Genomic DNA, 10,235 nt, shown 5'->3' on the forward strand with positions numbered 1-10,235 from the left:
GGTAGCTCGTCAGGCTCATAACCTGAAGGTCGTTGGTTCAAATCCAACCCCCGCAACCATCTACTACACATCGATACGAACTCTCCCCGCAAGCCCAAGCTCGCGGGGCAAAACGCGTTTGGGCGATCAGCTGGGCTGGAAATGTCTCTGGTTATGCTGGCGGCGACCCAAACGTGAGCGATATCCTGAACTCCACTGCCAGGATGTCAGGTCGCTGCTGGATTCCCGCCTGCGCGGGAATGACGAAGGTGGGTGTTTGTTTTAATTCGTCATTCCCGCGAAGGCGGGAATCCAGAGAGCGCGACGGCTCGCGGCACGGTGTATCGATCTGCAGCTGCAGAAGCGCAGCGGCGGAGACGATAATCATGCTACTCCGACAATCCCGAAGAAAAGCCAACGATGCACCGCCTCTCCCACCCCTAGTCTGGGCGGGGCAATCGAGAGGCAGGCCCTGCAAAGGCCTATCGAATGATCAGAATACGCCACCTATTCTGATCATTCGATGATAAGAATATCATTGCCAGCATGACAGGCGTCACGCTGGCGCCCTGCGTCAGCCCGGAGATTGCGCCGCCTCGGCGCGGGCGGCGAGGCGGGGGGCGATCAGGGCGCAGGCGATCAGCTGCAGCTGGTGGAACAGCATCACCGGCAGCAGCACGATGCCGATCTGATCGGGCAGGAACAGCACCCCCGCCATCGGGACGCCAGTCGCCAGGCTCTTCTTCGAACCGCAGAACAGCAGCACCACGGCATCTTCGCGCGACAGTCGCAGGATACGGCTGAGGAGCGTGGTGGCGCCCAGGACCACGAACAGCAGGACCAGGCAGAGCGCACCCAGCATGATCAGGCTGAGCGGAGCGACCTTGGACCACAGCCCTTCCACCACCGCCGCGCTGAAGGCGGCATAGACGACCAGCAGGATCGATCCGCGATCGACCCGCGACAGCAGGCCCTTATGGCGGGCGACGAAATCGCCGATCCATGGGCGCAGCAGATGGCCGAGCACGAAGGGTAGCAGCAGTTGCAGCAGGATCGTCTGCACCGAGGCCCAGGACACGCCCCCGGTGGTTCCGCCCATCAGCAGCGCAACCAGCAGCGGGGTCAGGAAAATGCCGATCAGATTGGAAAAGGATGCGGCGCAGACAGCCGCAGCGACATTGCCGCGGGCAATCGCGGTGAAGGCGATCGAGGATTGTACGGTCGAGGGCAGCAGCGTCAGGAACAGCAGCCCGATCGCAAATTCGGGGGGCACGAAGGGCAGGGCCTTGAAGCCCAGCCCGAGGGCAGGGAAAAACAGGAAGGTGACGCAGAGCGTTGCCAGATGCAGTCGCCAGTTTCGCGCCCCTTCCCACAGGGCGCTGCGCGACAGCTTCGCCCCATGGAGGAAAAAGAGCAGCACGATCCCGGCATCGGCAGCGCGATCCGCCACCTGAGCCCAGATGCCCTGAGCCGGCAGCAGGCTGGCAACCACAATGGTGGCCAGCAGTGCCAGGATGAAGGGTTCGACCAGCGACAGGAGCCTGCGCATCTGCATGACAGGTTTCAAACCCGCATATCAGCGTGCGGCGAAGCGCCGTTGGCATTGAGCGGGCGGATGGCCCTGTTACGCGGATTCACTTGCTGTCCCTTCTGCCCGGTCGGACCGTTTCCGACATATCCTTAGCGGCTGATCATGCGCCTTCGTCAAGGCGGCACGGGCCCCTGCCACTTCCGCCCATTTCCCGGAATTGGCCTGAAGGCCACCGTTCATGCGCTGTTGGCCTCGTTCCGGCGCAGATATGCGGGGAACCGCCCGGTTCGGGTTGGGTTCACAGGCGGAATGGCGTTTAGGCAACGGCGGGCATTTGCTACGCCCCTAGCCCGCCAAACCGGGTCGCACAGAGGGAACCGATATGATTGCCAGAACGCTGAAGCTTGCCGCCATCCTGGGTTCGATGGCGATGTTGGCGCCGCAGCCTGCCGCCGCGCAGGAAGAGATCGAGCTGACGCCCGAAATGATCCAGCAGAAATGGTGGATTGCCGAATTCGAAGGCCAGACGCCGGGCGGATCGGCCGCGACCTTCGAACTGGCGGATGAAAACCGCATGGTGGTGGGCACGACCCAATGCGACACCGAATGGTATGCCTCGATAAAGCTGGATATGCCGGCGATCACCATCGATGCGCCGCAGACCACTGCCTATTCCTGCCAGGGATCGGACAATATCCGCGTGCTGTTCGACCTGATGGAAAAAGTTACCAGTTTTCGCGGGTCTCCCGATGGGCTGGAACTGATCGACGCATCGGGCAAGCGCCTGATCCTGATGGTCCAGCCCGGGTAGGTTCGGCCAAGAGTGGTTTCCGATCCGATTGCATCGGATCGCCGCTCTCTTTCGTTTTGTTTTCCGCAATTTCCGATTCAGCAGGCGATTCCACCTGCTTAGAAATTGCTCAAGGGCATTACCCCTGCGAGACATCAGACCCGGGCCGATGCCCAATTACTGGCTCTGCCCGGGCTGCTGCAGATTGCCATTGTAGGATCCCATCAGTTCGCAACTGGTTTGATCGCCAGCCTCGCAGGCCTGCATGTAGCAGGTCTTGCGGTTGCCATAGGGCCCCTCCGGATCATCGCCATGCTCGTCGCAGAAATCGGCTGTCAGCGGGCTCTGTGACGGAGATGGTGTCGGGCTTGCTGGTGGGGGGCTGGCTGTGGGTGTGCCGGTGGGGGCAGGGGTAGCATCTGAAAGGCTGGTCGTGGCTGCAGCCAGGGTTGCTTCGGTTTCCGGTGCACCATCGCCATCGGGCTGGCAGGCGGCGAGCATCAGGCTGGCGATCAGGGCAAGGCGTTTCATGCTGTCTCCATCGTGGTGAAAGCCGGATTCTTTTGTTGGCCGCGATTTCCGAGCCAGCAGGTGATTCCACCTGCTTGAAAATCGCTCTGAGCATCGATTGACGCATTCCATATGACAAAAGCGGAAGCAGCACCCCCTGTGCCGCTTCCGCTTCGTGACGATCCGTTTGATTTGCACGGCGGGATGGCTCCCGCCGCGTTTTGAAGGCGATTACCAGCGATAGGCGAGCCTGGCGCTGACGGTGCGGCCGGTGCCGTAATAGCAGCCCGACACCGCCGTACAGGTGGAGACATAGCGCTTGTCCGCCAGGTTGCGGGCATTGACCGACAGGTTCAGCCCATCGAGCGAGCCGCCGAATTCGTAGCGCAGCATGGCGTCGAACAGCAGATAGTCGGGAATGGCGAAGGTGTTGGCATTGTTGCCGAAACTGTCACCGGTGTAGCGCATGCCGCCACCGAAGCCGAAGCCTTCGAGTGCGCCATTCCTGAACTGATAGGAGGCGAAGCCCGAGGCCGACCATTCGGGAACGCCGGCAAACTGGTTGCCGACTTCCGTCAGGGTACGCGATTCGGTGATTTCGGACCAGGCGCGGGTGACGCTGCCGAGCAGAGTCACGCCGATGCGCGTGTTGACGCGGGCTTCGAATTCGGCGCCCCGGAAACGCACCTCCCCGGTCTGTTCCTGGCAGATCACCTGCGCCGCGCCGCAGCGTTCGCCACCGCGGGCCGCGAGCATGTTCTGCTGGGTGATCTGATAGCCGCTGAGCGTGAAATAGGCATCGCTGCCCCGGGGCTGGAAGCGCAGGCCGCCTTCCCATTGTTCGCCGGTCATCGGCACGAAGGCTTCATTGGTGTTGATATTGCTGGTCGGGTCGGCGGTCACCGGCTGGAAGCTGGTGGAATAGCTGAAATAGGGGGCCAGGCCATTGTCCAGCAGATAGACCGCGCCCGCGCGCCAGGTGAACTTGCTGGTGTCGGTGGTCCATTTCTGCAGGTTCAGCTGGTTGAGCGTCTGGTCGAAGGCCCAATCCTTGCGCCCGCCGATGGTCAGCCGCAGGCCGCCGGCCGAAATCGTATCCTGCAGGAACACGCCGACCTGATCGTTCTGCGTGCGGGTGTGGGTGCCATTGGTCAGCGAGGTTTCGAAACCGGTGGCGCCGCGCGGCGACGGATCGAAGATGTTCAGCACCGGCAGCACGGTGGCCGAAACATTGTCACGATTGTGCCACCAGTCGGTGGCCGAGGCATCGAAGCCTGCGATGATCAGGTGATCGAGCCCGCCGGTGGTGAAATTGCCCTGCAGATGCATGTCGCCAGCGATGCCTTCGCTCGACCCCAGGCCCTGCACCCCGCGACGGCCGACGGTCTGGCCGGGGACGCAGCCGGCGAACTGGGCCGTGGTGGGGCAGGTGGTCACCGTATCGCCCGACAGCACGATGGCGCGGTAAAGCGTGTTGACCTTGGTGTAGCGGACATTAGTGATCAGCTTGACGTCGTCAGACAGATTGGCCTTGAGGAAAGCGCCGAGCAGATATTGATCGCGATCGAACACGTTCCAGTCCGGTTCGCCGATGAAGGCATCGTTTTCGATCGTGCGGCCGGCGCTGGGGTTCAGCGTGCCAGTCATCGGCAGGAACTGGAAGGTCGAACCGCCTTCGTCACGCTGATACTGGGCCAGCACGGTCAGTTCGATATTGTCCGCCGGAGCCCAGGTGAGCGAGGGGGAAACATAGAAGCGGCGGTTGGAGACGCCATCCACGGCGGTCTTGCCATCGCGCGCCAGCCCGACCAGGCGGGCAGACAGCTCCCCATTTTCGGTCAGCGATCCGCCGATATCCGCCGCAGCCTGCATCTGCCAGCGGCCCAGATCGTTGAAGCCATTGGCCCACAGCGAAACCTCGCCCCCGCCGCGCGTGTTGGCGCGCTTCGACACCATGTTGAGCACGCCGCCCGGGGCGGACTGGCCGAACAGGATGCTGGACGGGCCCTTGAGCACTTCGATCTGGTCGAGTGAATAGGGATCGAAGGCGAGCTGGGTCCATTGCCCGCCGGACGGCAGGCGCAGGCCATCGACAAAGGTCATGTTGCTGGAAAAGCCGCCGGCTTCGAAACCGCGCAGCTTGATCGCATCGACGCGGCTGTCGATGCCGCCGAATTCGGCGACCACGCCGGCCGTATAGGCGATGGCTTCATTGACGCTCAGCACGCCGCGCAGATCCAGTTCGGCGCGGTTGATGATGGAAATGGTTTGCGGGGATTCGATGATCGGGGTGTCGGTGCGCGACGATGTGCCGGCCGTGCTCTGCCCGGTGGCGATCACGACGATCTGATTGGCGCTCTGTTCGTCGGTCACCGCATCCTGCGCGGCGGCCATCTGCGGCAGCGCGGCGGCGGAGAGCAGCAGGCCTGCACCCCATGCGCGCCTGGCGAAGGGGGAAGGGGTGCGGGGATTCATGCGATTCATCGAAACTACCTCTGTCTGTTTGCGCCCTGCGGCGCGGCTATTGGTAATGGATCGCAATAGCAAGATTTACAGAGGTGGTTTTGTGTATCAGGGCCACACTGTGGCGAAGGTGCAACGGTTGGGGCGCGGGATCCGAGGCTCAAGCCGCTGCAGCCGGTCAGCAGCCTGAGCGCAGATCAGCCCATCAGGAGGACAGGCGTTCCAGTTCCGCATGCAGGACCGAACGATCATCCTGCGCGGCCAGTGCGACATGGTCGCTGGTGTCGCCGAGGCGGGCGGTCACTTCGCGATCGATCGCCGCACGGCTGCCGGTGCAGCTGCCCATGCGGCTGCCGCTGGCGATGTTTTCCCGCGTGAAATTGCGCGAGAGGGTGCCGGCGCTGTTGGTGGCGGTGCGATCGACCACCAGGCTGGCCGTCCACAGGCAACGCTGGGTGGAGCTGCGCCCGCCGGGGGCGGGGGTGCCGATCTGGCGGTGTTCGACCACCACTTCGCCGACATATTGGGCGCGGACTTCGCCGCTGGCATGGGGGATGGTGATGGTGTGCGCCGCTGCCGGCGTCGCACCTGCTGCCACGACGAGCGCGGCCAGTATGATGGGTTTTTTCATGTTCTTTCCTGCTGCTTGTTTTGTTGTGGCCAGCCCGGATCTGTGCCCGGATCAGGCCATGTGCGGGACCGGAGCCTGCCCATTTCGGGTCATTGTGTTCCGGGCCAGCGTGTTCAGGCGGTCTTTCACCCGCAGGCGCAACCACCTGAGCCTGAGCAGCCGGAGGCTGTCAGGCGCGTACCGTTTGAGTTCCAAACGGATCCTGTCATCCAGTTGGCCATGCAACCGGGTCAATCTGTAAGGGAAACCACTCAACGCCTCTCTCCAATCCAGGATTGCAGGATCGGGTGTTTCGCGATGAGAGCAGGCTAGGGCCAGGCCGCCATCGAGTGCACCCGATGCGGTCCGACATCACGATTGCCCGAAGACAATCGCCAGAGGGGCCCGGCCCGCAGGGATCAGAATAGGGATATGGCGGCCGACTTCAAGCCTCAGCATCCGAAAATGGACCTGGTTCAGCGCCAGAAACGTTTTGTATCAATCCAGCCATCAAATGCCTCGTCAGCGGCCTGCAGCAGCGCCTTGCGCTCTGCACTGGCAGGGGATGCTTCACTCTCAAGGCCCAGGCTGCGCAGCACCTGCGGCGCGGCGGCGATATCATTGAGGGCGCCGAGTTCATCCTGCAGATCAGCCAGCGCGGAAATGAACCGCTTGCGCCGCCGCCTTTCCTTCTTCCGGTCATAGAGGCCGGCGAAGAATTCTGCCGCATAGCGCAGCTTCTTGGCAGATTTGCGCAGATCATGGCGCGGTTCGTCGGCCAGATCGGCCAGATTGCGGCCGCCGCGCTTGACCTTGCGGCGCAGGCGATCGAGCGTTCCGGCGGCAAACTCGCGCGCGGGCATGTGGCGCAGATCATCCTCTGCAGTGCTGCCTTGCCATGCGCCCAGTGCGATCCATTCGACCAGATCGATCATCAGGCTGCGGGTGCGCTGCGAGAGGATGGCGGCGCTGGCCACGACATAGGCCTCCGCCCGGGCGGTGATCAGCCGATCGCGCAGGGTATCGTCTGTGGTGCGGCCGATCAGCACATCCAGATCGCGGGCCTTGCCCAGTTCCCCGGCCAGCCAGCGCAGATGGCGGCTGATCGGTTCGCGCCGGTCCCCGAGGATCGGCTTGAAGATCGTCAGCGCCGATCGCAGCCGTCGCAGCGCCACCCGCGCCTGATGCAGCGCGACACCATCCTGATGGTCGATGACCAGCGGGGCGTTGAGGCCAAACTGCCGCAGGCACGCCTGCGCGATCACGGTGAAGGCCTCGCCCGCGCTTATGCCCGGGGTCAGCACGACACGCTGGGCCTTGGTGGGGGAGGGGGCGGCATTGATGAGGCGATAGCCGCGTTCCGCCTTTGTCAGCACACCGGGGGCAACCGGCACCGATGCGGCGATCCGCCGCGCAAGGGCGAAGAGGGCCGCCGGATCGCCTTCCTTGTGTTCCAGTTCCACCTCGCACACCGTCGCTTCCCGATCCCCGGCCAGAACCCGGCCGCGATCGAGCGCGATCTCGATTCCGTCCTGCAGCCAGATCTGCCGCTGGTTTTCGACTGTGAAGAGCGGGATGATCTTCGCCAGGACATCACCGAACATGGCCGGCAGAGGCGTGGCATCATCCAGCACCGGCACGTCGTCGCTGACCGGCATTTCCCATTCGGAGCGCACGAACAGGCCCGCCGTGGTGCCGCCGGCCTTGATCGTCTGCGTCCGCGCCGTGCCATCATGGCGGATGCGGAGGGAGAAGCCGGCCTTCGCCAGCGCGTGATCGGGCGTGTCGTAATAGGTGGCCTGCTGGTGGATCACCTGCGGATCGCCCGCGAACAATCCGGCCGCTGCCAGCGCGTCGGCATCATCCGGCGCCAGTTCCAGTTTCAGTTCGACTTCCTGCATCCTGATCCCGCCATGACTGGACATGTTGATTATATGCCTGAGAGGTTAATTCGTTGCAGGGATCGGCAGCAAGCGGGCCGGGCCGCTGTCAGACCATAGTCAGAACCCGCCAGAGTGCTATCAGCCCGCGCATGAGCCTGCTTTCCGCCGTGATCGTGCTGTGCGCGCTGCTGACATCGATCCTGTCGGGCATCGTCGGCATGGCCGGCGGGCTGGTGCTGATGGGGGTGTTCGTCTGGCTGCTGCCGGCCGCCCCGGCGCTGGCGCTGCATGGGGTGATCCAGTTTGCCGCCAATGGCTGGCGCGTGCTGCTCCACCGAACCTATGTGAACTGGCGGGTGCTGCTGAATTTCGGCCTGGGTGCGGTGCTGGCGATGGGCCTGTTCGCGCTGATCGTGTTCACCCCGACGCGGCTGTATGTATTCGTGATGCTGGGCCTGCTGCCGGTGCTGGTCTGGGTGCCGGAACGCTGGTTGCGGCTGGACGCGCTCAACCCCTGGCATGCGATTGGCGGCGGTTTCGTTTCGACCGGCATATCGCTGGTTTCGGGCGTTTCCGGCCCGCTGACCGATCTGCTGTTCGTGCGCACGGACATGGGCCGGCACAGCGTGGTGGCGACCAAATCGGCGATGCAGGCATTGACCCATGGGGCCAAGATCATCGCCTATGGCGCCGTGCTGATGAGCGCGGAGGCGCGCGCGGTGATTGCGCCTGCCACCATCGTGGCGGCGATCGTGGCATCGATGATCGGCACGGTGATCGGCGGCCGCATCCTTGACCGCATGAGCGACGCGCATTTCAGGCTGGCCCGCCGCTGGATCGTGACGCTGGTCGGGGTGGTGTTCCTGGTGCAGGCCGGGCAGATCGCCTGGGGGTGAGCGGAGGTGTTGAATTTTTGAAATCAGGTGTCTGGGGGCCCAGAATAAACACGTTCCACCGGCAGCATACTTTTCGCCTGTTCGAGTTCCCCTGCCTTGACGCGATCATGGATCGCATGCGCAAGCGGGGTGACCTCGGTAATGCGGACGATCCATTCGTGCACGTAATGGGCAACCGCTTCGCCGCCGATGCCAATCTGGATGGCACGATAGGGCTGCGGCTGCAGATGCAGGTCTCGTTCCGGATCCCACTGGACGCGGACAGGATGGCCAGCCTTGTGCGCCTGCCATTCGGCCTCGCTCATGCCCGGGTCTGCATGGCTGGAACAGCTGTGGGCCAATGCCCATGCGAAACCGGTGTGAGTGATGTCGATCGCCAGAATGCGGTTCTGCCCGGCATCCTTGAATCCCCAACCGGAGCGATACATCATCCACAGGAACGATGGCTTGATCCATGTCATGCGGGTCATGCTGAAAGGTGGGGAGACGAATCTGCCGGCGGTTAATGCTGAATCGGCAATCGCATCATTGTAGGCTTGGTAAACGCGAATGGTCTGCGCATCGAATTGGGCGCGAATTTGCTTGTTGTCTGTCTGGTTCATTCAGGCGCGCGAATAGCAGATGTCGTCGTGCGGGGTAAGGCCATGCACGTGTCGGTCTGACCGAGACCGTTCGTCCTGAGCCCGTCGAAGGACAGCCACCGTGGCTTGCCACAGGTTCTGCCTACCCTTCGACGGGCTCAGGGTGAGCGGAAGTGGTGAAAGGGGGCTTGAGAACCGGGTTCGGCGACTGCCCATTGACTCGCCCTGCCGCTGCCGGTTGATTGGCGTGCACCAGGCGAAAACGCCGGCACTTCCATGGAGAGACCCGATGCATGCGATCCAGCTTGATCCGCAACTTGTGACCCGGTTGACGCAGCAGCGGGGCGGGCAACTGCATGTGATCGGGGATGTCGATCCGCGCCGCACTGCGCATATCGTGGTCGATATGCAGAACGGCTTCCTCGAACCCGGCGCGCCGGTGGAGGTGCCGATGGCGCGGGAGATCGTGCCGGCCGTGAACCGCATCAGCGGCGCCGCGCGCCGGGCCGGGGCGCGGAACTATTTCCTTCATTTCACCACTCCGGTGGGCGATCTGGCCGGCTGGTCGGTGTTCTACGGCCGATCGCCAGAGGACGTCAGCCGCGAACATCAGGCTGCCTTCACCCCCGGTGCACATGGCTGGCAGTTGTGGCCGCAGATCGACTTTGCCGAAGGGGTGGATCGTCAGGTGGAAAAGCGCCGCTTTGGCGCCTTCGTCCCGGGCACCTGCAATCTCCACGCGCAATTGCAGGCTGCCGGGATCGACACGCTGATCATCAGCGGCACGTTGACCAACTGCTGCTGCGAAACCACCGCGCGAGAGGCAATGCAGCTGAATTACCGTGTGATCTTCGCCAGCGATGCCAATGCTGCGCTCAGCGATGCCGAGCACAATGCCACGCTGAACAATATGCTGTTTCTGTTCGCCGATGTGCGCCCGGCGGATGAGATCGTCGGCCTGCTGGAAGGGGCCAGCGTGCGCGACTGATATT

Annotated in this window: 10 protein-coding genes; 3 read left to right on the forward strand and 7 right to left on the reverse strand. The window is 63.3% G+C overall.

From position 1 onward, the window contains the following. Nucleotides 1-151 precede the first annotated feature (151 nt). Nucleotides 152-367 carry a hypothetical protein gene (locus GRI97_RS09130; protein ID WP_161390898.1) on the reverse strand — a complete coding sequence of 72 codons (216 nt, stop codon included), beginning with the start codon at nt 365-367 and terminating at the stop codon, nt 152-154. A 186-nt stretch (nt 368-553) separates the two neighbouring features. Then, nucleotides 554-1,528 carry a bile acid:sodium symporter family protein gene (locus tag GRI97_RS09135; protein ID WP_161390899.1) on the reverse strand — a complete coding sequence of 325 codons (975 nt, stop codon included), beginning with the start codon at nt 1,526-1,528 and terminating at the stop codon, nt 554-556. A gap of 364 nt (nt 1,529-1,892) precedes the next feature. Here GRI97_RS09135 and GRI97_RS09140 point away from each other — a divergent pair, with 364 nt between their 5' ends. Next, the gene (locus GRI97_RS09140) at nt 1,893-2,321 is read left to right on the forward strand and encodes an META domain-containing protein (RefSeq protein WP_161390900.1); all 429 of its coding nucleotides are present in this window, start codon (nt 1,893-1,895) and stop codon (nt 2,319-2,321) included. Nucleotides 2,322-2,477: 156 nt separating this feature from the next. Here the strand turns inward: GRI97_RS09140 and GRI97_RS09145 are convergent, their stop codons facing one another. From GRI97_RS09145 to GRI97_RS09160, 4 genes are all read right to left on the reverse strand, one after another. Next, nucleotides 2,478-2,831 carry a hypothetical protein gene (locus GRI97_RS09145; RefSeq protein ID WP_161390901.1) on the reverse strand — a complete coding sequence of 118 codons (354 nt, stop codon included), beginning with the start codon at nt 2,829-2,831 and terminating at the stop codon, nt 2,478-2,480. A gap of 210 nt (nt 2,832-3,041) precedes the next feature. Continuing rightward, the gene (locus tag GRI97_RS09150; protein WP_161390902.1) at nt 3,042-5,285 is read right to left on the reverse strand and encodes a TonB-dependent siderophore receptor; all 2,244 of its coding nucleotides are present in this window, start codon (nt 5,283-5,285) and stop codon (nt 3,042-3,044) included. A 193-nt stretch (nt 5,286-5,478) separates the two neighbouring features. After that, nucleotides 5,479-5,904 carry a hypothetical protein gene (locus GRI97_RS09155; RefSeq protein ID WP_161390903.1) on the reverse strand — a complete coding sequence of 142 codons (426 nt, stop codon included), beginning with the start codon at nt 5,902-5,904 and terminating at the stop codon, nt 5,479-5,481. Nucleotides 5,905-6,359: 455 nt separating this feature from the next. After that, nucleotides 6,360-7,808, reverse strand: coding sequence for a CYTH and CHAD domain-containing protein (locus GRI97_RS09160; protein WP_235917741.1), 1,449 nt, complete (start codon nt 7,806-7,808; stop codon nt 6,360-6,362). Between the two features lie 107 nt (nt 7,809-7,915). Between GRI97_RS09160 and GRI97_RS09165 the strand changes: the two genes are divergently transcribed. After that, nucleotides 7,916-8,662 (forward strand): sulfite exporter TauE/SafE family protein, encoded by a 747-nt coding sequence (locus GRI97_RS09165; protein ID WP_161390904.1) that lies wholly within the window; start codon nt 7,916-7,918, stop codon nt 8,660-8,662. 23 nt (nt 8,663-8,685) lie between these two features. Here GRI97_RS09165 and GRI97_RS09170 read toward each other — a convergent pair whose 3' ends face one another. Beyond that, a complete protein-coding gene (locus GRI97_RS09170; protein WP_161390905.1) occupies nt 8,686-9,264 on the reverse strand; it encodes a DUF4291 domain-containing protein in 579 nt (192 codons plus the stop codon). Between the two features lie 268 nt (nt 9,265-9,532). On the opposite strand from GRI97_RS09170, the gene GRI97_RS09175 reads away from it, so the two are divergent. Further along, nucleotides 9,533-10,231 carry an isochorismatase family cysteine hydrolase gene (locus GRI97_RS09175; protein WP_161390906.1) on the forward strand — a complete coding sequence of 233 codons (699 nt, stop codon included), beginning with the start codon at nt 9,533-9,535 and terminating at the stop codon, nt 10,229-10,231. Nucleotides 10,232-10,235: the final 4 nt, after the last annotated feature.

It is taken from the genome of Croceibacterium xixiisoli (genome assembly GCF_009827305.1).
In the GTDB taxonomy this organism is placed as follows: Bacteria; Pseudomonadota; Alphaproteobacteria; order Sphingomonadales; family Sphingomonadaceae; genus Croceibacterium_C; species Croceibacterium_C xixiisoli.

Bases quoted from the DNA above. Each gene is read 5' to 3' on its own strand.
- GRI97_RS09130 (WP_161390898.1), bottom strand. From the start codon at position 367: ATGATTATCGTCTCCGCCGCTGCGCTTCTGCAGCTGCAGATCGATACA.
- GRI97_RS09175 (WP_161390906.1), top strand. From the start codon at position 9,533: ATGCATGCGATCCAGCTTGATCCGCAACTTGTGACCCGGTTGACGCAG.
- GRI97_RS09160 (WP_235917741.1), bottom strand. From the start codon at position 7,808: ATGTCCAGTCATGGCGGGATCAGGATGCAGGAAGTCGAACTGAAACTG.
- GRI97_RS09170 (WP_161390905.1), bottom strand. From the start codon at position 9,264: ATGAACCAGACAGACAACAAGCAAATTCGCGCCCAATTCGATGCGCAG.
- GRI97_RS09145 (WP_161390901.1), bottom strand. From the start codon at position 2,831: ATGAAACGCCTTGCCCTGATCGCCAGCCTGATGCTCGCCGCCTGCCAG.
- GRI97_RS09165 (WP_161390904.1), top strand. From the start codon at position 7,916: ATGAGCCTGCTTTCCGCCGTGATCGTGCTGTGCGCGCTGCTGACATCG.
- GRI97_RS09140 (WP_161390900.1), top strand. From the start codon at position 1,893: ATGATTGCCAGAACGCTGAAGCTTGCCGCCATCCTGGGTTCGATGGCG.
- GRI97_RS09150 (WP_161390902.1), bottom strand. From the start codon at position 5,285: ATGAATCCCCGCACCCCTTCCCCCTTCGCCAGGCGCGCATGGGGTGCA.
- GRI97_RS09135 (WP_161390899.1), bottom strand. From the start codon at position 1,528: ATGCGCAGGCTCCTGTCGCTGGTCGAACCCTTCATCCTGGCACTGCTG.
- GRI97_RS09155 (WP_161390903.1), bottom strand. From the start codon at position 5,904: ATGAAAAAACCCATCATACTGGCCGCGCTCGTCGTGGCAGCAGGTGCG.